The organism is Streptomyces sp. ML-6 (assembly GCF_030116705.1).
Taxonomy (GTDB): Bacteria; Actinomycetota; Actinomycetes; order Streptomycetales; family Streptomycetaceae; genus Streptomyces.
This window is the reverse complement of sequence record NZ_JAOTIK010000001.1, coordinates 5,533,817-5,556,020: the sequence shown is the minus strand read 5'-3', so window position 1 is coordinate 5,556,020 and position 22,204 is coordinate 5,533,817. Positions and strand designations below refer to the sequence as shown.

General features: G+C 73.2%; 19 protein-coding genes. 13 read left to right on the top strand and 6 right to left on the bottom strand.

The genetic code is table 11. From position 1 onward, the window contains the following. Positions 1-11: 11 nt before the first annotated feature. Positions 12-314 (bottom strand): hypothetical protein, encoded by a 303-nt coding sequence (locus OCT49_RS24720; RefSeq protein WP_283854020.1) that lies wholly within the window; start codon positions 312-314, stop codon positions 12-14. Positions 315-434: 120 nt separating this feature from the next. Further along, positions 435-815 carry a hypothetical protein gene (locus OCT49_RS24715; protein ID WP_283854019.1) on the bottom strand — a complete coding sequence of 127 codons (381 nt, stop codon included), beginning with the start codon at positions 813-815 and terminating at the stop codon, positions 435-437. 697 nt (positions 816-1,512) lie between these two features. Between OCT49_RS24715 and OCT49_RS24710 the strand changes: the two genes are divergently transcribed. From OCT49_RS24710 to OCT49_RS24680, 7 genes are all read left to right on the top strand, one after another. After that, positions 1,513-3,705 carry a HEAT repeat domain-containing protein gene (locus OCT49_RS24710; protein ID WP_283854018.1) on the top strand — a complete coding sequence of 731 codons (2,193 nt, stop codon included), beginning with the start codon at positions 1,513-1,515 and terminating at the stop codon, positions 3,703-3,705. Continuing rightward, entirely contained in the window at positions 3,702-4,025 is a 324-nt protein-coding gene (locus OCT49_RS24705; protein WP_283854017.1) for a zinc ribbon domain-containing protein, read from the top strand. Before OCT49_RS24710 ends, OCT49_RS24705 begins: the two co-directional genes overlap by 4 nt. A gap of 311 nt (positions 4,026-4,336) precedes the next feature. Then, complete coding sequence (locus OCT49_RS24700; RefSeq protein WP_283854016.1) at positions 4,337-5,095, top strand: hypothetical protein; 759 nt, start codon at positions 4,337-4,339, stop codon at positions 5,093-5,095. A gap of 215 nt (positions 5,096-5,310) precedes the next feature. Then, positions 5,311-6,630, top strand: a complete 1,320-nt coding sequence (locus OCT49_RS24695; RefSeq protein ID WP_283855931.1) for an ATP-binding protein — start codon at positions 5,311-5,313, stop codon at positions 6,628-6,630. 142 nt (positions 6,631-6,772) lie between these two features. Next, positions 6,773-8,152, top strand: coding sequence for an FtsW/RodA/SpoVE family cell cycle protein (locus OCT49_RS24690; RefSeq protein WP_283854015.1), 1,380 nt, complete (start codon positions 6,773-6,775; stop codon positions 8,150-8,152). A 103-nt stretch (positions 8,153-8,255) separates the two neighbouring features. Beyond that, positions 8,256-9,713, top strand: a complete 1,458-nt coding sequence (locus OCT49_RS24685) for a peptidoglycan D,D-transpeptidase FtsI family protein (RefSeq protein WP_283854014.1) — start codon at positions 8,256-8,258, stop codon at positions 9,711-9,713. Positions 9,714-9,717: 4 nt separating this feature from the next. Next, complete coding sequence (locus tag OCT49_RS24680) at positions 9,718-10,806, top strand: amidase (protein WP_283854013.1); 1,089 nt, start codon at positions 9,718-9,720, stop codon at positions 10,804-10,806. 193 nt (positions 10,807-10,999) lie between these two features. Here OCT49_RS24680 and OCT49_RS24675 read toward each other — a convergent pair whose 3' ends face one another. Beyond that, positions 11,000-11,899 (bottom strand): ADP-ribosylglycohydrolase family protein, encoded by a 900-nt coding sequence (locus OCT49_RS24675; protein ID WP_283854012.1) that lies wholly within the window; start codon positions 11,897-11,899, stop codon positions 11,000-11,002. Between the two features lie 181 nt (positions 11,900-12,080). Then, a complete protein-coding gene (locus OCT49_RS24670; protein ID WP_283854011.1) occupies positions 12,081-13,199 on the bottom strand; it encodes a ferritin-like domain-containing protein in 1,119 nt (372 codons plus the stop codon). 179 nt (positions 13,200-13,378) lie between these two features. Here OCT49_RS24670 and OCT49_RS24665 point away from each other — a divergent pair, with 179 nt between their 5' ends. Further along, on the top strand, positions 13,379-14,314 hold the full coding sequence (locus OCT49_RS24665; RefSeq protein WP_283854010.1) for an AurF N-oxygenase family protein: 936 nt from the start codon (positions 13,379-13,381) through the stop codon (positions 14,312-14,314). A gap of 118 nt (positions 14,315-14,432) precedes the next feature. On the opposite strand, the gene OCT49_RS24660 is transcribed toward OCT49_RS24665, so the two are convergent. Next, on the bottom strand, positions 14,433-14,930 hold the full coding sequence (locus OCT49_RS24660) for an SgcJ/EcaC family oxidoreductase (RefSeq protein ID WP_283854009.1): 498 nt from the start codon (positions 14,928-14,930) through the stop codon (positions 14,433-14,435). Positions 14,931-14,998: 68 nt separating this feature from the next. Between OCT49_RS24660 and OCT49_RS24655 the strand changes: the two genes are divergently transcribed. The 5 genes from OCT49_RS24655 (at position 14,999) to OCT49_RS24635 (ending at position 20,835) form a co-directional block, all read left to right on the top strand. Continuing rightward, positions 14,999-15,463 (top strand): MarR family winged helix-turn-helix transcriptional regulator, encoded by a 465-nt coding sequence (locus tag OCT49_RS24655; protein ID WP_283854008.1) that lies wholly within the window; start codon positions 14,999-15,001, stop codon positions 15,461-15,463. Between the two features lie 43 nt (positions 15,464-15,506). Next, positions 15,507-16,286: a TetR/AcrR family transcriptional regulator gene (locus OCT49_RS24650; RefSeq protein ID WP_283854007.1), complete on the top strand. Its 780-nt coding sequence runs from the start codon at positions 15,507-15,509 to the stop codon at positions 16,284-16,286. Further along, the gene (locus tag OCT49_RS24645) at positions 16,283-16,549 is read left to right on the top strand and encodes a DUF8847 domain-containing protein (protein ID WP_283854006.1); all 267 of its coding nucleotides are present in this window, start codon (positions 16,283-16,285) and stop codon (positions 16,547-16,549) included. Before OCT49_RS24650 ends, OCT49_RS24645 begins: the two co-directional genes overlap by 4 nt. 136 nt (positions 16,550-16,685) lie before the next feature. Further along, the gene (locus OCT49_RS24640) at positions 16,686-19,361 is read left to right on the top strand and encodes an outer membrane protein assembly factor BamB family protein (RefSeq protein ID WP_283854005.1); all 2,676 of its coding nucleotides are present in this window, start codon (positions 16,686-16,688) and stop codon (positions 19,359-19,361) included. 298 nt (positions 19,362-19,659) lie between these two features. After that, complete coding sequence (locus OCT49_RS24635) at positions 19,660-20,835, top strand: C40 family peptidase (RefSeq protein ID WP_283854004.1); 1,176 nt, start codon at positions 19,660-19,662, stop codon at positions 20,833-20,835. Positions 20,836-20,957: 122 nt separating this feature from the next. Here OCT49_RS24635 and OCT49_RS24630 read toward each other — a convergent pair whose 3' ends face one another. Further along, the gene (locus tag OCT49_RS24630; RefSeq protein ID WP_283854003.1) at positions 20,958-22,196 is read right to left on the bottom strand and encodes a styrene monooxygenase/indole monooxygenase family protein; all 1,239 of its coding nucleotides are present in this window, start codon (positions 22,194-22,196) and stop codon (positions 20,958-20,960) included. Positions 22,197-22,204: the final 8 nt, after the last annotated feature.

Genomic DNA, 22,204 nt, shown 5'->3' with positions numbered 1-22,204 from the left:
CAATGAGTCGATCAGACCTCGATCAGGCTGTCCACGACGTCTTCCGGCGCCGCCGGTGCACTCCCGGCACCCACCGGGATCATCCACATCCACTGGTCCTGCCCGGTGCGCACGGGTATGACGGCGGCCGTACGCGCGGCCGTCGGCTGCGCGACGGCCTCCCGCTCAGAGGTGGCGGTCAGGACCGGCATGGCCTCGCGGGGCACTTCGGTGGCGTGGTGGGACCCGACCGTCAGAACTCCGGCGACGACAAAGGCAGCAGCGGTTGCTTTCGCAACAGTACCGAAGGCGCTGTACAACTCTTCAACTCCCATGGCTGTATGTGAATTCGAGGGGAGCTCCCTCGATATACCATTCACGGGGGCAACCACTGTTGGTCACCCCTGGAGCGAACCTACCGCATCCAGGGGAACACCGAACGTAATATATTCGGGCTACGCTCCCGGCTCCTCCGGCCCCCCGGAGGAGCCGATTTGTTCGGCCTTCAGGGCCAGGTCCTGGAGCACGTCGGCGGAGGTCACGTCCGTCCGGCCGGAGTCGTGCACCTGGGCCAGCATCGCGAAGGCCAGGGTGAACGCGCCGACCAGTTGTTCCACCGCGGCGCCGACCTCGCGGCCGACGAGGGTCGCGACCTCGTCGATCGAGGCGTTCTCGGGTACGGAGATCCGGGGCATGGTCTCGTTCAGGAGGACCGTCACCACGCCGGGGTCGGTGTCCAGGTCATCACGGTCGGCATTCTCCTCCAGGAGCCGACGGATCTCGCCCGCCTCCGTGAGGATGCCCACCACGCGCTTCACCACTTCGCTCTGCTCCATCCGGTGAGCATAGGTGCGGGGTGGCGCGACCGGCCCGACGCCGGGATCACCGACACGCCGTCACCCGTACCCGGCCACGGGGACCGAACCGTGATCTCGCAGTGATCCGTGTCGTTTTCGCCAACGGCGTGGACGCTTCGGGCGGCCTGCCGGCATCGGTGGGGAGCCCGGGCGAGGGCGAATCGCCCGGGCGATCGAGGGCTGCGACGACGCGAGGGGGGTTGGTGCTCCGGCGGCCGGAGGCGTCTACTCGCACCGGCCGCGCCACCGGCTCCGCCGACGCGGCACCGGTACGGCCGGGGGCGACTTTGGGGGTGAACCTCCTTGCGGGCACGTGTCGTTGGGCGTTAGCCCCTCCGTGTCGGCACCCCTTCGCGCTGGTGGATGCGCGCCGGTGGACGCGCCCCCGAGGGCGCGGCGCGACACGTATGCGCCGATGGCCGTTCGGGGCCGGCCCCGGGGTGGCCGTCGTGTGCGTACAAGTGTGCGGAGGGTACGCGATGCGGTTTCCGACAGGTAGTCAGAAAGCTTTCCATTGGCTGGTTCTGGCTGGTCGTCAGCGGGTGTTGATAGCGCATGGAACCAGCCTTTGTCATGCCCGCCAGGAAAAGACCGCATGTGGAGGGCGGATCGTCCGACCTGTGGTGCACACTCCTCGCAGACACTGCTTCGTTGAATTGCGTGGGGAGGCGATGGCGTGTTCGCAGGAATCGACGAGGTCGACTGGGCCTCGATGGAGCATGCCTACGGGCCGGCCGATGACGTGCCCGCGATGCTGCGGGGGCTGGCGTCCGCAGACCCGGCGGAGCGCGAGACGGCCCTGGACGGGATGTACGGGGCCGTGCACCACCAGGGCGATGTGTACGCCTGCACACTGGCCAGTATTCCTTTTCTCTTCGAGCTGGTGGCGGATCCGGGCATCCAGGACCGCGGCAGCATCGTCGAGTTGCTCACCAGCATCGGCGGCATCGATCTGGACGAGGACGACGAGGAGGAGATCGACGAGGAGGAGATCGAGGGCGCGGCCAACTACGCGATGGCGGCGACCGCCGTCACCGCGGGGGCCGGGGTCTTCTTCGAGCTGATGGCCGACGAGGATCCGGGGGTCCGGCTCGCCGCTCCCCTGGCGCTCGCCGCGCTGCACGGCCGCCCGGACCGGGTCCTCGCGCTGTTGCGGGAGCGCATGCCGATCGAGCCGGCCGAGGAGGTGCGGCTCGCCCTGGTCGAGGCCGCGGGGCGGGTGGCCCTGCGCCACCGCGCGCTGGCCGGGCAGGCCGCGGCGTGGCTGAGCCGGCTGGCGGGCGAGGGTTTCCCGCCGGGGCTGCGGCTGGCCGCGCTCGCCCAGCTGGCGCGGTGCGCGCCGGACGCGCTGCCCGGCGACGTCGTACGGGTGGTGACGGGGCTGCTGCGGCAGCTGCGCTCGAAGCCCGACCGCCGGGGCGGGGCGGGCGCCGGGAGCGGGACGGCCCCCGCGGCCGACGCGCAGCCGACCGAGGCGGGCGGGGCCGTGGAGGCACACCCGGACACGGGCGGGACCGGCGAGCCGCCCGTCGAGGAGCGGTCCGTTCCGGTGACCCTGGTGGGACAGTGGCGGGGGCTGTCCGACGGGGAGGGCGCAGGACATCCCGCCCCCTGGACCGCGGATCTGCTGCGCACCCTGCACGTCGGGCTCGACGACCGGGTCGCCGAGCGCACGGCGCTGCTGGCCGACCAGCTGCGCAGCCCCGACCGCCGGCAGCGGATCGACGCGCTCCGGATGAGCAGCGGGCTGATCCGGGCCTGGCGCGGTTCGTACGGGGAGCTCGTCCGGCTGGTCGGTGAGCAGCTCGCCACCCCCGATCCGCAGCTGGCCGAGGCCGCCTCGCACGTGCTGGAGGACCTCTTCGGGCTCGCGGCGCCCGCGGCCGACGCGCTGGCGGCTCGGGTGGCGGCGGACCCCGGTGCCTGGGTGAAGGACTGGTCGAGCGGGCCGCCGGAACTCGGCGGCGCGGTGAAGGCGCTGGCCCGGCTGGGGGACGCCCGGTCCCTGCCCGCGCTGGCCGCCGCGCTGGAGCGGCCCGAGGTGCCGCACGACGTGGGGTTCGCCATCGGCTTCCTGGGGGCGGCGGCCGACCCGCTGGCCGAGGTGCTGTGCCGCAGGCTCGGCGAGGTCCCGCTGGACGGGAGGGCGCACGACCGGGCGGGCCCGCTGCTCACCGGGCTGGCCGCGCTGCGGGCGAAGGAGGCGCTGCCGGAGGTGCTGCGGATACTGCGGGGCACGCCGGCGCACCGGGGCGAGTGGCTGCGCACCGCGGCGCTGCGGGCGCTCGCCGCGTTCGGGCCCGCGGCGCACGGTGCCGTGCCGGAGCTGCGGGCGCTGCTGCGGAGTCCCGGGGCGGCGTCGGCGACGGAGGTCGCGCAGGCCCTGTGGGCGGTCGACGCCGACGCCGACGCGGTGCTGCCGGTGCTGATCGAGGGCCTCCAGGCGGAGCGCGTCCACGAGCGGCGGTCCGCGGTGAACGCGCTGGGCGGGCTCGGGGCGTGGGCGGAGGTGACCGCGCCGCGGCTGCGCGCGCTGCTGCGGCACGAGGATCCGTGGCTGCGGCTGGACGCGGCGATCGCGCTGTGGGACGTGACCGGGCGGGCCGACGAGTCCGTACCGCTGCTCCTGGCGGCCTGGGAGGCGAACCGTCACTCCAGGGTCCGGGTGGCGGAACGCCTGGCGCAGTCGGGGGTCACTGGTGCAGGGTCGGAGTCGGCACGCGCGCTGCGCGCCGAACTCGCCTCCGTCCGCCGCCACAACGCGATGGACGGCGGATACGGCAGCCACGACACATACGAGGACGAGAAACTGCTGGCGCTCTGTCGGCAGGCCCTTCGGGGCAGTACGGGGAAGGGACCCGCCACATGATCATTTTCGGCACGCGAGGCTATCTGTACCAGCTGGCCGTATTGACGCTCGTCTGCGGCTGGTGCGGCAATCCGGCCGCCCACACGCTGCGCAAGAGGGTCACGAAGTTCACCCTGTTCTTCGTGCCGCTGTTCCCGTTCTCGACGAAGTACGCGACCCAGTGCACGTTCTGCGGCGGCGAGCAGCAGATACCGAAGGAGCAGGCCGACCAGCTGCTGGCGCAGCAGGCTGCCGCGCAGAACGGCAACCCGTTCGGCGGGCCGCAGGGGCAGCCGGGGTACGCGCAGGGCGCCCCGGGGCAGAACCCGTACCAGAACTGAGATCCGTACCCGTACCGGCGGGGAGGACCTGGGCCCTCGTCGGCACCGGGTCGGTGGTCGGCATCGGCCGGGGTCGAGCGGCCCCGGCCGATGCCGACGCCGAGCGGCGGCCGAGTGGCGGCCGAGTGGCGGCGTCCCCGACGTCCCACAGCGTCCATGGCGTCCCCCGGTGCCCCACAGCACCCACGGCGTCCCACAGTGCCCCCGGCATCTGCCGGCACCGGACCACCCCTTCTCTGTACTGAACGGGCGCAACGGACTTACCTCCCCATAAGGTCTATCTGGTATGGACCGCCGGAAGGGAGGGAGTCATGCGCCCGCATCGCCGGACATGGCGCCGTGCGGCGGTGCCCCTCGGCGTCGCCGCCGGTTTCGCGCTGTCGTCCGGCTGCGGCGACACCGGCGGGCTGCACAGCGCCGGGCCGACCCCGACGGCCATCGGTCCCACCCGGCTCTGGCCCCGGCTACCGCCCGCCTCCGCCGCCCCGTACGACTACGGCGAGGGCGAGACCGCCCGCATCCCGGGGATCGTGGTGCCGGACGGCGACGTGCGGCGGCTGGATCCGGTGGCGGTGGTGCGGGCCGGCATCAGGGCCCGTACCAACCGGACCAGCAGCACGGCCGATCTTCCCGCCGATGTCGTCCGGAGGATCGAGGCGTGCCCCGCCGAGCCGGCCTCCTGTCCCGTGCTCCCGCCCCACTTCCGCGATCTGACGGGCGACGGCCGGGAGGAGATGGTCCTCGGCATCGAGCTGCCCGGCCGTCAGGTCTCCATCCGGGTGTACATGCCGGATTCGGGCGGGCTGACCCGGATCCTGTCCACCTCGGACGCCGTGATCAGCGTCGAGCTGGCCGGGCGGGACCTGATCGTGCGGGTGCTGTCGGCGATCACCGGGTACGAGTACCGCACCGCCTGGTCCTGGGACGCCGGGCAGCGCGCGATGCTGCCCGCCCGGGACGAGATCCTGCGGATGCCGCCGTCCCGGGCGCCGCAGCCGTCCCTCACCACCTCACGGCCCGCCGTCCCTCCCCCGGCCACGTCGCCCGGGGTCCTCGCGGAACGCCGATGAGCCGCCGCGCCGCGGGCGACCGGGAGCCGGGCCGGAGCGGCACAGGGCGGCCCGGCACGGTACGAGGCGGCACGGGAACCCGGCGGTCCCGCCGGAGCGGCGCGGTACGGGGCAGTGGGGGAACCCGGGGGTCCGGCCGGAGCGGCTCGGCCCGGCGCGGTACGGACGGGGCCGCGCCGCGTCGGCGCAGGTTCCGGTTGCCCGCCTGGACCGCGATGCTCACCTGGAAGTCGGCCCTCTTCATCACCGTGATGTGCTGCGCGCTCGCCGCGCTGCTGGGCGCGCTCGTGCACACCGGAATGACTCGCGAGACCGTCGGCCAGTCCCGTGAGAAGGCCCTGGCCCGGCTGGCGGACGCCACCGTCGCGTACCAGGCGGGCGAGGCGATGCCGCCGGGGGCGGGGCTCGATCCGCCCGGACTGCCCGCCGGGCTGCGCGCCCTGGCCGTGAGCGGCGAGCGCGGCACGCTGGTCGGCGACCTGGCTGGCCGTCCGGTCATGTGGGCGGCGGCCCCGGCGGACGGCCGGGCGCTGGCCGTGGCGGTGGACCACGGCCAGAGCGCCCGCACGATCGACAACCTCGACAGGGCGATCGTCGGCTCCGCCCTGCTGGCCATCGCCGTCACCGTGCTGGTCGGCGCGTTCGCCGTCACCCGGGTCACCCGGCGGCTGCACCAGACGGCCCGGGTGGCCCGCCGGATCGGCGCGGGCGACCTGGACGCCCGGGTGGCCGACCCGCGCACGACGGACCCCTCGCGGCCGCAGGACGAGGTCGCGATCGTCGCCGGGGCGCTGGACACGATGGCCGCCACGCTCCAGCGCAAGCTGCAGACCGAGCAGCGTTTCACCGCCGACGTGGCGCACGAGCTCCGCACCCCGCTGACCGGCCTCTCGGCCGCCGCCGAGCTGCTGCCGCCGGGGCGGCCGTCGGAGCTGGTGCGGGACCGGGTCCGGGCGATGCGGGCGCTGACGGAGGACCTGCTGGAGATCTCCCGGCTCGACGCCCGCACGGAGCGGGTCGATCTCGCCGTGTACGAACTGGTCCCGCTCGTCGAACGGGTGGTGCGCGCCTCCGGGACGCAGACCGCGGTCCGGATCGCGGACCCGTCCCCCGACCGGCCGGGGCGGCCCGCGCGGGTGCGGGTGGAGACCGATCTGCGGCGGCTGGAGCGGGTGCTGGGCAATCTGATCGCCAACGCCCACAAGCACGGCCGTCCCCCGGTGGTGCTGACGGTCGACGGGCCGGTGGTGACCGTGCGCGACCACGGGCCGGGTTTCCCGGAGTACCTGCTGACCGACGGCCCCCAGCGGTTCCGCACCGAGGGTGCCGGGCGGGGACACGGCCTCGGGCTGACCATCGCCGCCGGGCAGGCCGGGGCGATCGGCGCCGAACTCGTGTTCCGCAACGCCCCGGACGGCGGGGCGATGGCCCGGGTGGTGCTCCCCGAGGCCCCGGACCCGGACGGCGGGACGCCAGGCGGTGGGGCGAGGAGCGGCGGGGGCGGCTCGGAATCCGGCCCGCACGAGGAGGGGTGACGGGCCGTCGGGCGCCGCCCGGAAGCAGGTCCGGCCGGGACCGGGCGGAGCCGGGGCCGGTCCTCGTCCGTCGTCGGCCCGCCCGGACATACTTGCTACGACATAAGGGAAATAGGCACCAGCTCTTGCTACGTTGCGTGGCATGACCGCAACGACGGCGGACGCGCTCCCGCCCGCTCTCCGCCTGCCCAAGCGGCGCGGGGTCGAGCTGCTGCTCCTCGTCGGGGCCGTTCTCGTCCCCGTCCTCGGTTACACCGCCGTCGGCCTGGCCAGGAACGGCGCGGTGCCGCCCGATGTGGCCGGTTACGGGGCGGGCCTGGGGCTGCTCGCCCTCCTCGCCCATCTCGCGGTCCGGTTCCGCGCCCCGTACGCCGATCCGCTGCTGCTGCCCATCGCCGTACTGCTCAACGGGCTCGGCCTGGTGCTCATCTACCGGCTCGACCTGGAGACGCCGAAGGACCAGGCGGCCCCCACCCAGCTGATCTGGTCCACGCTCGGCGTGTCGCTGTTCATCGCCGTGGTGGTCCTCCTGCGCGACCACCGGGTGCTCCAGCGGTACGCGTACCTGTCGGTCGCCGCGGCCCTGGTGCTGATGATCGTGCCGATCTTCTTCCCGGCGGTGAACGGGGCCAAGATCTGGATCCGGATCGGCGGTTTCTCCTTCCAGCCGGGCGAGTTCGCCAAGATCCTGCTCGCCGTGTTCTTCGCCGCGTACCTCGCGGCGAACCGCAACGCGCTCGCGTACACCGGCCGCCGGTTCTGGAAGCTCCAGTTCCCCACCGGCCGGGTGCTCGGCCCGATCGTGGCGATCTGGCTCCTCAGCGTCGGCGTGCTGGTCCTGGAACGCGACCTGGGCACCTCGCTGCTCTTCTTCGGCCTCTTCGTGATCATGCTGTACGTGGCGACCGGCCGGACCGGCTGGATCGCGGTGGGCCTGCTGCTCGCCGCCCTCGGTGCGTTCGTCGTCGGCTCCTTCGAGCCCCATGTGCACAGCCGGGTGCAGGACTGGCTCGATCCGTTCGCCTCGATCGACGCCGGTCGGGGCCCCGGCCAGCTGGCCCAGTCGCTGTTCGCGTTCGCCGCGGGCGGGATGCTCGGCACCGGGCTCGGCCTCGGCCACTCCATCCTCATCGGCTTCGCCGCCAAGTCCGACTTCATCCTGGCGACGGCGGGCGAGGAACTCGGGCTGACCGGGCTGACCGCGATCTTCCTGCTGTACGCGCTCCTGGTGGCCCGCGGCTACCGGGCCGGTCTCGCCCTGCGCGACCCCTTCGGGCGGCTGCTGTCGATCGGCCTCGCCTCGATCCTGGCGCTCCAGGTGTTCGTGATCGCGGGCGGGGTGATGGGGCTGATCCCGCTGACGGGCATGGCGATGCCGTTCCTCGCCCAGGGCGGTTCGTCCGTGGTCACCAACTGGATCATCGTGGCGCTGCTGATCCGGGTCAGCGACCAGGCCCGCAGACCGCAGCCCGACGCCGTGGAGACCGGAATCATCGCGCGGGTGCCGGAGGAGGACCGGTGAGCCCGTCCCCCCGCCCCCGTGTCGCGCCGCTCCCGTCCCCGTACCCGCACCTGTCGGCCGGGCCCCCGTACCCGTGCCCGCCCCGAGCACCGGAGGTCCGGTCGTGATCCGCTGCATCCGCCGCGCCGCCGCGCTCTGTCTGCTGCTGCTCGTGGCACTGCTCCTGAACGCCGCCCGCATCCAGGTCTTCGAAGCCGACAGCCTGGACCACAACCCCGCCAACCGCCGCCTGACGATCACCCGTTACGGCCAGCCGCGCGGGAACATCCTGGTCGACGGCAGGTCCGTCACGGGTTCCGAGGACACCGGCGAGCAGCTCAGGTACGAGCGCACGTACCGGAACGGTCCGCTGTACGCCCCCGTGACGGGCTACGCCTCGCAGACGTACGGCACCTCCCTGATCGAGTACACCGAGGACGACATCCTCTCCGGCACCGATCCGATGCTCGCCCCGTTCCCGCTGTGGAACGACATCACCCGCGCCCAGCAGCCCGGCGGCAACGTCGTCACGACCGTCGAGGACGCCGTGCAGCGCGCCGCCTACGACGGGCTCGGCGGACGACGGGGCGCGGTCGCCGCCCTGGAACCGGCGACCGGGCGCGTCCTGGCGCTGGTCTCGACCCCCTCGTACGATCCCGGGCTGCTCTCGGGCACCGGTTCGTCCGTCACCGACGCCTGGCAGCGGCTGAACGCGGCGGAGAGCCGGCCGATGCTCAACCGGGCGATCCGGCAGACCTATCCGCCGGGTTCCACCTTCAAGATCGTGACGGCCGCGGCGGCGCTCGACGCGGAGGTCGTCACAGATCCTTACGCGGAGACCGACACCCCGTCCCCGTACGTGCTGCCGGGTACGACGACGACGCTGCCCAACGAGTCCCGGGGCTGCGAGCAGGCGTCGCTCGCCGAGGCGATCCGGATCTCCTGCAACACCGTGATGGCGGATCTGGGGGTGCGGGTCGGGCTGGCGGACATGGTGGAGGCGGTGGAGAAGTTCGGCTTCAACGACACCGGGCTGAAGATCCCCCCGGGGGTGGCGAAGAGCAACTTCGACACCGGGATGTCCGAGGACCAGCTCGCGCTGTCCTCGATCGGGCAGTTCGACACGACGGCGACCCCGCTCCAGATGGCGATGGTGGCGTCCGCCGTGGCGAACGGCGGCGATCTCAAGTACCCGTACCTGGTGGACCGTACGACCACCCGGAGCGGGGCGACCGTCCGCCAGAACGGGTCGCGCACCTACCACCGGGCGATGAACCCGCGGACGGCGATGCAGCTGCGCGAGATGATGGTGGACGTCGTCGAGAACGGCACCGGCTCCAACGCCGCGATCGACGGGGTGACCGTCGGCGGCAAGACCGGCACCGCGCAGCACGGCGTCGACAACACGGGAACACCGTACGCCTGGTTCATCTCCTGGGCTCAGGCACCCGGTTCGGCGCAGCCGGCCGTCGCGGTCGCCGTGGTCGTCGAGGACGCGGCGGCGAGGCGGGCCGACATCAGCGGCGGCGGCAGCGCGGCCCCGATCGCGCGTGCCGTCATGGAGGCGGCCCTGCGAGACTGACCGGATGAACGACACGAGGGACGGGGTGCGCCGGACGCTGGAGCGGATCGACCGGACGGACCCGTGGCTGTGCGCGTTCGTCGAGGTGTGGCACGAGCGGGCGCTCGCCGACGCCGGACCGGCCCGTCGACTGCCCCTGGCCGGTCTGCCGTTCGCGGTCAAGGGACGCTCGGGCATCCGGTCGTACGCGGCCCGGCGGCTGATCGCGGCCGGTGGGGTCCCGGTCGGCTCGACCTCGGTGCCCGGCCCCGGCACGCCCTGGCAGACCTGGGGGCTGGGCGCCCACGGCCGTACGGTCAACCCGTGGCGCCCCGACCGCACCCCGGGCGGCTCCTCGGCGGGCTCGGCGGCCGCGGTCGCGGCGGACCTGGTGGAGCTGGCGACCGGCAGCGACGGGGCGGGATCGGTACGGATTCCGGCCGCGTGGTGCGGGGTGTTCGGCCTGAAGACGACGAACGGCCTGCTGCCCTCCCCCGATCGTTCCGGACTGGCGTCCGCCGGGGTACTGGCCCGGTCGGCGGCCGGGGCCGGAACGTATCTGCGCGCCGTCCTGGGCGAGGACGAAGACGAGGAAGAGGACGAGCCGGTGCCGCCGATCCTTCCTGTGCCGGCCGTCTTCAGCCCGGATCTGGGGTACGCCGAGGTCGATCCGGAGGTCGCCGCAGTGGTGCGGCGCGCGGTGGAACGGCTGGTGGCGGCCGGGGTGGTGCGGCTCGTGGGCGGTGCGTGCGAGCTGCTCGACCCGGGCGGGGCGTGGTCGGCGGTCCGGGGCGGGGAGGAGTCCCCCGCCGCCGCGGAGGTCCGGCGCGAGAACGACCTCCGGCTCGACGCGCTGTTCGCCCGTGCCCCGCTGCTGCTCACCCCGACCACGCCCAACCGCCCGCATGGGCACGACGGTCCGGGCGAGCTCTACTCGACTGCGCTGACCTGGGCGTTCAACCTCAGCGGGCATCCGGCCGCCAGTGTGCCGGCGGGCTTCACGGCGGACGGCTGCCCGGTCGGGCTGCAACTGGTCGCGGAGCGCGGGGCGGACGTCTCACTGCTCGCGGCGGCCGGCGCGGTGGAGAGCGCCCTGCCCGCCGTACGACCGTGACCCGATGGCCCTCCCGTCGGCGGTGACGGCTTGTGGCGATGGGGGCCGGCGGCGGTGAGGGCCGGCCGGCCACGGCTCGTGCTCGGCGGTGGCCGGCCACGGCTTGGGGCTGGTGGTGGCGCGAGCGGGACGCGGTGACGGACGGCAGGCGGTGGGTGGCGGGCGGAACCGGACCGTCCGCCACCGTCCCCGCTCAGCCCAGCGGCTCGCGGCGCCGCAGCCACGGTTCGGGCGCACCGTCGATTCCGGTGGCCGCGCCCACGACGCCGCCGGTGATGGCGCAGGTCGTGTCGACGTCGCCGAGGCCCTCGGCCGTCGCCCAGAGCGCCGCCTCGAGGTCGTCCGGATGCCGGGCCGCGGTCCACAGGGCGAACGGGACCGTGTCGTCGGCGCGGATGCGCTGTCCGTTGCCCAGCAGATCGGCCGCCTTCCACGGCTCGGTGGTGAAGGGGACGTCGACGGCCCGGCACAACCCCTCGTGCACGAGTCCCCCGGGGGTCCGGTCGGCGACCGCGGCCAGGGTGAACTCGCCGCGGACCATCAGCGCCGCCGCGACCGCCACCGCCACCGCACCCGCGATCCCCTCCGGGTGGGCGTGGGTGACGGTCGCCTGCAACGTCGCCTGTTCGGCGGCGAGCCCGACGTCCCGGTGGAAGTACGCGCCGAGGGGTGCGACCCGCATCGCCGCGCCGTTGCCGAGGCTGCCGCCCTCGAAGAGTCCGGGCGCCAGGGTGCGCCAGTCGGCCGGTGCGGCCAGCAGCTGGGGCAGCAGCATGTGCATGCCGTGTCCGTAGCCACGGGCCCGATCGGCCTCGTAGGCGAGGGCGAAGCAGAGCGCGAGGTGGTCCTGCTCGACCCGGCCGTGCTCCTCCAGGGACCGCAGCAGGGCGCGGGCCAGTGCGGTGTCGTCCGTCCAGTGCCAGTCGGGTTCCTCGGGGGTGCGGCGCGCCTTGATCTCGTTGAACGCCCGGCGGGGCTCACGGAAGAGGGGGAACCAGCGCTCGCCGAACGCGTCGCCCAGGGCCAGCGCTTCCAGGCTGCGGCGGGCGGCTGCGGGGTCTGCGGCGGCGGGGAGCGGGGGCGGTGGCGTCATGCCGTCATCCTCCCCGCCCCGGCCGAGGGCGTGCATCCGTTTGCCCTGTCGTCCCGCGAAGACGCCCCGTTCCGTCGCACCGCCGGGGTGCCTCCGGGCAACCGTTCCTGCCGGGCGGCTCCTCACCTCCGGACAGCTCCTCGCCTCCGGGCGGTTCCTCGCCCCGGGGGCCGACGTGGCGTCAGTCCCCCGGCGTGCCGGAACCGCCCCGGGTTATCGCCTCCTCGACCTCGGCGACCCTGGCCCGTTCCTCCACCGCGAAGCGGTCCCGGTCGAGTTGTTCGGCTATTTCCTCGTCCTGGGCCATCAGCAGGTCGAGGTTGGAGTCGCCGAGTTCGAGGACGCCCATGTCGACGTATGCCTTCTGGAGCCGTACGCCCCACAGTCCGATGTCCTTGACGCACGGCACTATCCGGCTGAACAGCAGCTTCCGGAAGAGCTGCAGGAACTCCGAGTGCTCGGAGAGGTCCTTGGCCTCCTGCTTGCCGATGCCGAAGTTCTCCAGCACCTCGACCCCGCTGAGCCGGTTCCGCATCAGGTAGCAGCCCTCGATGACGAAGTCCTCGCGCTCCCGCAGTTCGGCGTCGCTCAGCTGCTTGTAGTAGTCGCGCAGCGCCATCCGCCCGAACGCGACGTGCCGGGCCTCGTCCTGCATGACGTACGCGAGGATCTGCTTGGGCAGCGGCTTGGTCGTCGTGTCGCGGATCATGCCGAACGCGGCCAGGGCGAGCCCTTCTATGAGGACCTGCATGCCGAGGTAGGGCATGTCCCAGCGGGAGTCGCGCAGGGTGTCGCCGAGCAGCCCCTGGAGGCTGTCGTTGACCGGGTAGAGCATCCCGACCTTCTCGTGCAGGAACCGGCTGTATATCTCGGCGTGCCGGGCCTCGTCCATGGCCTGGGTCGCGGAGTAGAACTTCGCGTCCAGGTCGGGGACGGACTCCACGATCCTGGCCGCGCACACCATGGCACCCTGCTCACCGTGGAGGAACTGGCTGAACTGCCAGGCGGTGTAGTGCTTGCGCAGCTCGCCCCGGTCCTTCTCGGTCATCTTCGCCCAGTGCGGGGTGCCGTACAGGGTGAGGGCCTCGTCCGGGGTGCCGAGCGGGTCGGCGGGATCGACCTCCAGGGACCAGTCGATGCGCTTGTTGCCGTCCCACTGCTTGTCCTTGCCCTTCTGGTAGAGGGCGAGCAGCCGGTCCCGGCCGTCGTCGTAGTCCCAGGTGAAACGGGCGGCGCCGGAGGCCGGCACCTGCCACAGCGGTGCTTCGGGGGCAGTGGTGTAGAGCTCGTGGGTCGCCATGGACGGCTCCTTCGCCTGGCATGTTTTCGGCAATTCCCGTGGCGTCAGCGTCAGTGGGCAGGTTCACACGTTGGTAGACACCGGGTCAACAAGTCGCACCAGAGGGATTGACGACCTTACTGACGAGGCGTCTCATAAGGGGTGACCACCGGTAACCCACGCGCGAGGTGCCTCCAGTCATGACCACCGTGTCCGAACACGACATCCAGCTGCTGCGCGACGCACTCGGCCCGCTCCGGGACCGGGAGCAGGTCGCCGAGCGGCTGCTCGAATCCTCGGCCAAGCACTCCTTCGACCCGGACAAGGAACTCGACTGGGCCTCGGCGGTCGAGGAGGGCAAGTGGTTCTGGCCGCCCGAGCTCGTCTCCCTCTACGACACCCCGCTGTGGCGGAAGATGTCCGAGGAACAGCGGCTCGACCTCTCCCGGCACGAGGCGGCGTCACTGGCCTCGCTGGGCATCTGGTTCGAGATCATCCTCATGCAGCTGCTGGTCCGGCACATCTACGACCGCCCGGTGACCAGCAACCACGTCCGCTACGCGCTCACCGAGATAGCCGACGAGTGCCGGCACTCGATGATGTTCGGCCGCATGATCAAGTGGGGCGGGACGCCCGATTACCCCGTGCCGCGCGTCTACCACAACCTCGCACGCGTGCTGAAGACCATCTCCACCACGCCCGGTTCGTTCGCCGCGACACTGCTCGGCGAGGAGATCCTCGACTGGATGCAGCGGCTGACGTTCCCGGACGAGCGGGTCCAGACGCTGGTGCGCGGCGTGACCCGCATCCACGTGGTCGAGGAGGCCCGGCACGTCCGGTACGCCCGCGAGGAGTTGCGCCGGCAGATGGTGACCGCCCCCGCCTGGGAGCGCCGGCTGACCCGGCTGAGCTGCGGCGAGGCGGCCCGCGTCTTCTCCGTCTGCTTCATCAACCCCCAGGTGTACGAGAACGTCGGCCTGAACCGGCACGAAGCCGTCGCCCAGGTGAAGGCGAGCGGTCACCGGGCGGAGGTCATGCAGACCGGCGCGAAGCGGCTGACGGACTTCTTCGACGACATCGGGGTGCTCAACGGGGTGGGGCGCAGGATGTGGAAGAAGTCCGGCCTCCTGGCCTGAGCCGCCCGGCCCGGGCGGCCCCGCCCCCACCCACGCGCGACCCCACTCCCGACACCGACACCTACGCCTGCACCGGTGTCGACACCGACACCGGCTCCGCTCCCGTCCCGGCCCCGGCTCACGGCAGGGTGACCTCCCGCGCCCGGCCTATGCCGAAGCGCTGCGCGAGCCGCGTCATGCCCTGCGACATCCTCGACGGCATCGAGCCCGGCTCCGGTATGGTCACCGGCCGCTGCCGCCCGTTCTGGATCGCCGCTATCCGCCAGCCCCGCGGGGTCCGGACGCAGACGATGACCTGGCGCGACAGCCGCCGCTTCGGCAGCTTGTCGCGCCAGGGCATGAGGACCGACCCGTTGCCCACCAGCACGGCCACGGAGTCGGTGACGAAGCGCAGGGACTCGATCTCCCCGACCATCGCCGAACCGGCGATCACGCCGCGGAACAGCTTGTCGTGGTTGTCCTCCAGCTTCGCGGCGCCGGCCGCCCAGCTTCCGTCGTAGGAAACGTAGTCGGCGTCTTCGGTGAACAGCCGCCCGAATCCGGCGGAGTCCGCCTCCGTCCAGGTCCTGCAGTACTCCGCGAAGAGCTCGCGGATCTCGGTCTCCCGGGTGTCCATGCGCTTCCCTCTCCCCCGTCCGCCTCTGCTATTATTTCGTTCGGTCGAACTAAATATAGGGAGCGCTCATGGGAACGTCAAGGGAAGAACTCCTCGCCCGGCTCGGGGAGGCAGGACGGGTGCACAGCAACGCGGCCGTCATGTACCACGCGGCGATCAGCACCCGGATGGGTCTCAGCACGGTCGAGGAGAAGACGCTCGACCTGCTCCAGCGGTCGGGCGCGCTCAGCGCGGGCGAGCTGGGGGAGCTCACCGGCCTGGCGCCGGCCTCCGTCACGGGGCTGGTCGACAGGCTGGAGCGCAAGGGGTTCGCCCGCCGGGTGAAGGACCCGCAGGACGGCAGACGGGTCAACGTCGAGATCGACCCGGGCATCGAGGCCCGGTTCGCCCCGCTCTTCACCCCCTTCGCCGCCCATCTCGCCGAGCTGTACGCGGAGTACTCGGACGCGGAGCTCGCCGTGATCCTCGGATTCCTCGACCGCTCGGCGCACATACAGCGGGAGGCCACCCGCGCGCTCGGGGAGCAGCCGTGACGGTCCGCTCCCCGCCGCGCCCCCGGTCGTTAGGCTTCCGGTCATGACTGCCGCCACCGTGCCGCCGACCCGCGCGTACCGAAGGCTCAGCGTCGAGGAGCGCCGCGCCCAGCTTCTCGGCGCGGCCCTCACCCTCTTCGCCCACCGGGCCCCCGACGAGGTCTCGCTCGACGAGGTCGCCACGGTCGCCGGGGTGTCCCGGCCGCTCGTCTACCGCTACTTCCCCGGCGGGCGGCAGCAGTTGTACGAGGCGGCGCTGCGGTCCGCCTCGGACGAACTGATCCTGTGCTTCGCCGAGCCGCCGGTGGGGCCGCCCACCGAGCGGGTGGCGCGGGTGCTCGACCGCTATCTCGCCTTCGTCGACGAACACGACACCGGGTTCAGCGCGTTGCTGCGCGGCGGCAGCGTCGTCGGGACGTCCCGTACCACGGCGATCGTCGACGAGGTGCGCCGCGCGGCGGCCGAGCAGATCCTGCTGCACCTGGGCAGGTTCGACGCGGGCGCCGGGGCCACGCCCGGCCCCAGGCTCCGGATGATGGTGCGCACCTGGATCGCGGCGGTCGAGGCCGCGTCCCTGATCTGGCTGGACGAGGGGAAGCAGCCCGCCGCGGCCGAGCTGCGCGGCTGGCTGGTCGATCAGCTGCTCGCGCAGCTGGCCGTCACGGCCACGACGGACCCGCAGACCGCGTCGGTGGTGGAGGCGCTGCTTCCGTTGGAGGACGCCGGGGGCCCGGCCGGGCGGCTGGCGGAGCGGCTGGCCGCGGTGGCCGACGGGGCGGGCCACCTGCTGCCCGCGGACCCATCGGTCAGACTGGGGCGGTGAGAAGCGAGAACACCCCCTTCACCGGTGGTCCCCTGGACGGGCGGGTGCTGCCCGTCCTGGTGGGTGCGACCGGCCATCCTCCCAAGTGGTACGAGGTCCCGGTACCGGCCACCGACGGCGGTCCTCCGACCGTGTACGCCTACCGTCGTGCACCGGCCGGTCACTCCAAGCGGCTGGGCATTCCGCGCGGCTGGGTGTACGAGTACGTCCCCGAGGGGCGGGTACGGAACACCCCCAAGTGGCCCTGGTCCAAACCGCACTGAGAGCGCGGCGGGTGCGGGCCCCGCGCCGGTTTCCGAACGCTCTAAGATCGACGCTCCGGTGCTCGGGCACGGTCAGCGAGGGTCTTTCGTTCGGATCCGGCCTGATCCAAACGAAAAACCCTAGGGGGGATGCGCCATGGAGGCGCCGCGTCAGGACGATCCACGCCGCTTCGGTCCGTACACCGTGCTGGCACGGCTGCGCGAAACCGCGAGCGCCGTGCGGTACCTCGCGCACGACCCGGCGGCCGACGACCCCGTGGTGATCACCGCGGCCCGTCCCGAACTCGCCCCGCTGCCCGCCTTCCGGCGCCGTTTCCAGGCGGAGGCCCGTACCGAGGAGCAGCTGGCCGGCGACGGCCCCCGGCCGGACGTCCCGGCCGACGCCCCGGACTCCGAACTGCCGTGGACGGCCGGGCCCTACGTACCCTCGATGACGCTCTCCGAGGCGATCGGTTTCACGGGGCCGCTTCCCGAGCACGCCGTGCGGATCCTGGGCGCGGGCATCGCCGACACCCTCGCCCGGGTGCACGCCACCGGCGCCGTGCTCCAGGGCCTGGCCCCCCGGACGGTGCTGCTGGCCGCGGACGGGCCGCGGCTCACCGCGTTCGGCCCCCTGGGCGCCGCGGCCTCCGCCGAGGCCCGGCCCGGCGGGCAGTTGTCCGTACGGCTCGGCTACCTCACCCCCGAGCAGGTCGAGGGCGAGGAGCCCGGTCCGGCCTCCGACCTCTTCGTGCTGGGCCTGCTGCTGGCGTACGCGGCGACCGGTACCACCCCGCTCGCCGACGGTCCGGCCGCCGAGGGTGCCGAGCGCATCGCCCGCACGGACCCCGAACTGGGTGCGGTTCCCGAGGAGTTGCGCGATCTGATCGCCCGCTGCCTGGCGAAGGACCCGGCCGACCGGCCGAGTGCGGAGACGGTGGCGGCGGAGCTGGCCCCGGAGGGGGTCGCGGAACTCGCGAAGGACGGCTGGCTGCCGGAGCGGCTGGTCGCGGCGCTGGCGGAACAGGAGGCGCGGGTACGGGAGTCGACGGCGTCGGGCCTGCCGCTCGCGGCCCAGCCGGAGGCTCCGACAGAGGCCCCGGCCGAGGCCCGTGCCGAGGCCCCGGCCGAAACCCCCGCAAGCACCTCGGGCGAGGGAGTAACCGACGGGTCGGGGGCCGGAACCGCCGAGTCCTCCTCCCTCGTCGGGGACACCCGGACCACCCAGCTCAGCGGCATCGGACGGCACGTCCCGAGGACCGACCGTCCGACCACCCAGCTGTCCGTGCCGCCCGAGCTCACCGGCCCGCAGTCGGGCCCCGCCCCGGCCCCGCCGACGGGCTCCGGCCCCGGCACGGACCTCGTTCCCGCTGTTCCCGCGCTTCCCGCCGGCTCCGCCCCCGCTCTTCCCGCGCTTCCCGCTGCACTCCCGCCCGCCGTCCCGCCGACGGCGGCTCCCCCGCTTCCGGTCCCCGCCGGGCCCGCTTCCGCCCCCTCCCCCGCCCGGCGGCCCGTCGAGGCCGCGCTCGGCCGGCGCGGGCTGCTCGTCGGGCTCGCGGCCGGGGCCGCGGGGCTGCTCGTCGGCGGGGGCGGCGTGCTCGCGCTGGGCGACGGCGACGGGTCGACGGACGACCCCAAGCCCGCACCGAAGCGCAGCGTTCCCCGCCCCGCCGGGCTGCCGCCGTCCCCCCGCTGGATATACGCCCACCCGGATTCCCTGCCCGCGCCGCTCACCGCCACCCTCTGGAACGACCGGCTGCTGGTGCTGACCGGGGAGAACGGGGCGACCGCCGTCGATCTGCAAACCGGCCGCCATGCCTGGGAGAACGCGGCCGCGGCGCGGGGGAAGGCGGCCGTCACCGCCGGGGATTCCGTCTGTTTCGTCATCGGCCCGACCGAGTTCCTGTGGCTCTCGGCGAAGAACGGCAAGGTCACGCACCGGGAGGCCCACGCGGACCTGTTCGCCGGGGCGCCGGGCCTCACGGTGTCGGAGATCGTCGGCTCGTCCGACCCGGTGGTCTGGTTCACCGGCTCCCACAAGGTCACCGTCAAGGCCCCGCCGCCCAAGAAGGGCAAGAAGCGCGGCAAGGACAAGCAGGTCGTCAAGTCGTACCTCTTCGCCTACGACATCGCGCGGCGCAAGGAGCTGTGGCGGGCCGCCGTGCCCAACGGGCGCGGCGGCGCCCCCGTCCACCGGCTGATCGCGCTCCGGGAGAACGACATCGTCGTGCGCCAGACCCCGGGCACGCTCTCCCCCGGCGATGTGCGCGCCGCCAAGGGGAAGGCCCTCTTCCGGTGCTTCGACCGGAGGACCGGCAAGCAGCTGTGGAGCAAGCCCTTCGGCTCCGTCGCACCGGACGGGGCGGCCTCGGGCGACGAACAGGGGCTGCTGTACGCGGCGGTGGGCGACGACCTCCTGGCGTTCGAAACCCCGTCCGGCAAGCCGAAGTGGACGCTGAACGGCACCGGAAGCCCGTTCGGCACCCCTGTCGTCAGCGGGGCGCTGCTCCACACCGCCAACCGCTCCCAGGAGGTGGGGGCGGTCGAGCGGGAGACCGGGCGGCTGCGCTGGCGGCGCTCCACGGAGGTGCTGCCCGGTGCCGCCGCACCCGCCGTCTCGCTCAGCACGACCGGCAAGACGCTGCTGGCCTCGGACCGGTCCCAGGTCACCGCGTTCGCGGCGCAGGACGGGCGACGGCTGTGGAAGTTCCAGGACATCGGGGTCCAGGACCCGAAGGGCCCCGCGGTCACCGCCCCGTACCGGGTACTGCCGACCGGACGGCTGGTCGTCGTGCAGCGCGACCGGATGTTCTACGCGCTGCCCGTCGACTGAACCCGGGGCCCCGGGGCCCCAGTCCCCTTCGTCCGGAGCGGCGCGTCCCGGCAGCCGCTCCGGACGAAGGGGACCGGAACCCGGACCGCCCCCGGACGAAGGAGGCCGGAACCCGGGCGGCGCACCGGACAAAGGAGGCCGGAACCCGGGCGGCGCACCGGCCCCGCCGCCTTCCGGGCGAACCCGTCCACCGCCGCACGCCCGGTTCTTGCATCTCCCGGCACCGAGTGACCGTATTGACCCGTTGCGCTCACTCATGGGGTAGTTCCGCGACCGCCCCGTCACCGGAGGTGATGTCGTGTCAGGCGGAGTCCTTCGTACGGTCTGCACCGCGACCCTGGCGGCCCTCGTCGTGACCTCGCCGGCGGGGGCCGCGCCCGGGGCCCCGGACCCCGTCGCGGGTGACACGGCCGGGTCGTCCGGCTCCCCCGCCACTGCGGTCAGGAGCGTCTCCCGGCTCCTGACCGACCTCCGGAAGCTGTACCAGCAGGCCGAGGAGGCCACCGAGACGTACAACGGGACCGCGGCGGAGCTGAAGAAGCGCACGGCGGAGGCGAAGAAGCTCGACACCGCGCTCGTCGCCGCCCGTACCGCGCTGGCCGACAGCCGCGACGCGGCCGGGCGGCTGGCGCGGGAGCAGTACCAGGGGCGGTCCGACTTCTCCGCGTACATGCGGCTCCTGCTGTCCCCCGATCCCGAACACCTGCTGGACCAGGAGCACATGATCCGCCGGGCGGCCGCCGGGCGGGCGGCGACCATGAAACGGCTCACCGCCGCCGAGAAGCGCGCCGACGAGCTGGCGGCCGAGTCCCGCAAGGTGCTCGACCGGCAACAGGTCCTGGCCGCACGGCAGAAGAAGCAGCGGGACACCGTCCGGACGCGGCTGCGGGCGGTGGAGAAGATGCTGTCCACGCTCTCCGGCACGCAGCTCGCCGAACTGTCCCGGCTCGAACAGGAGGGCACGGCGAAGGCCCAGGGCGCCCTGGCCGCCTCGGGGGCGCTGTCCTCGACGAAGCGGCCGTCCGGGGCGGGTGCCGAGGCGGTGGCGTACGCGATCGACCAGATCGGCAAGCCGTACGTGTGGGGCGCGGAGGGGCCGGACTCGTTCGACTGCTCTGGGCTCACCTCCCGGGCGTGGGCGCGGGCGGGCCTGGTCATCCCGCGGACCTCGCAGGAGCAGTGGCGGCAGTTGCGGAAGGTGCCCCTGAACGCGCTGCGCCCGGGTGACCTGGTGATCTACTTCCTGAAGGCCACCCATGTGGCGCTGTACATCGGCAACGGCCTGGTGGTGCAGGCGCCCCGGCCGGGCTCCCGGGTGAAGGTCTCGCCGGTGGCGTCGAACCCGCTGCTCGGCGCCGTGCGGCCCGACCCGCAGGCCGCCTCGCTGTCCTCGTACCGCCGGCCGGCACTGCCGTCGGGCGCCTCCGCCGGCTCGGACACGGGGTACGGCTCGTCGTCGGCCCCGGGGCGATAGCCCGCGGGCACACCCCGGGAACGGCCCCCGGGAACGGCCCCGCAGGACAGGGGGACGGCGACGGGGCCGGGCCCGTCGGTGTGTCCCCGGCCCGGCCCGGCCCCGTCGCGATGTCCGGACGGCTACGCGGCGCCGGTGACTTCGGCGAGGTAGGCGTTGGTCTTCTCCGGGTCGAAGAAGAAGTTCTCGAAGTCCGCCGGGTCGTTGAAGCCGTTGGCGAAGCGGTCGGCGACCGGCTGGAGTTGGCCCGCGGCACCGATCAGGTTCAGCACGTGCTCCGGCGGTACGCCGAGCATCGCGTTGGTCCACTTCACGACGTGCTGCGCGGTCTCCCAGTAGCGGTCGAACGTCGCCTGCATCCACTCCGCGTCGAACTCCCGGTCGCCGTGCTCGACGATCGCGTCCAGGTAGGTGTTGGCGCACTTGGAGGCGGAGTTGGAGCCCTGGCCGGTGATCGGGTCGTTGGCGACGACGACGTCGGCCACGCCGAGCACCAGGCCGCCGCCGGGCAGCCGGCCGATCGGCTTGCGGACGGTCGGCGCGTAGCGGCCCGCCAGGGTGCCGTTGGCGTCGGTCAGTTCGACCTTGGTCGCGCGGGCGTACTCCCACGGCGTGAACCGCTCCATGAGCTCCAGCGTCTTCGCGAGGTGCTCGGAGGGGTCCTTGATGCCCTGGAAGACGTCGAGCGGCCCGCCCGGGACGCCTTCCCAGAACAGGATGTCGGCGCGGCCGGACGTGGTCAGGGTCGGCATCACGAACAGTTCGCCGACGCCGGGGACCAGGTTGCAGCGGACCGCGTCGAAGTCGGGGTGCTCCGGGCGCGGGCCCATGCCGTGGACGTACGCGACGGCCAGGGCGCGCTGCGGGGCGTCGAACGGCGAACGGGACGCGTCCCGGCCGAACATGGAGACCAGCTCGCCCTTGCCCGCGGAGACCAGCACCAGGTCGTAGGTGCGGGAGAAGTAGTCGAGGTCGGAGACGGCCGCGCCGTGGATGACGAGCTGGCCGCCGCGCTGGGCGAACGTCTCCATCCAGCCGGCCATCTTCACGCGCTGGTCGACGGACTGCGCGAAGCCGTCCAGCCTGCCGACCCAGTCGACGGCGCGCGAGGAGTCGGGGGCGGCGACGGAGACGCCGAGGCCCTCGATGCGCGGGGCCCGGGACTCCCAGAAGTTGAGCTGGTAATCGCGCTCGTGCTGGAGCGCCGTGTGGAACATGCACTGCGTCGACATGACCCGGCCGGACCGGATCTCGTCGGCGGTGCGGTTGGACATCAGGGTGACTTCGTAGCCCTTGGACTGCAGTCCGAGGGCGAGCTGGAGTCCGGACTGACCGGCTCCGACTATGAGTATTCTCCGCATCGCGGTTC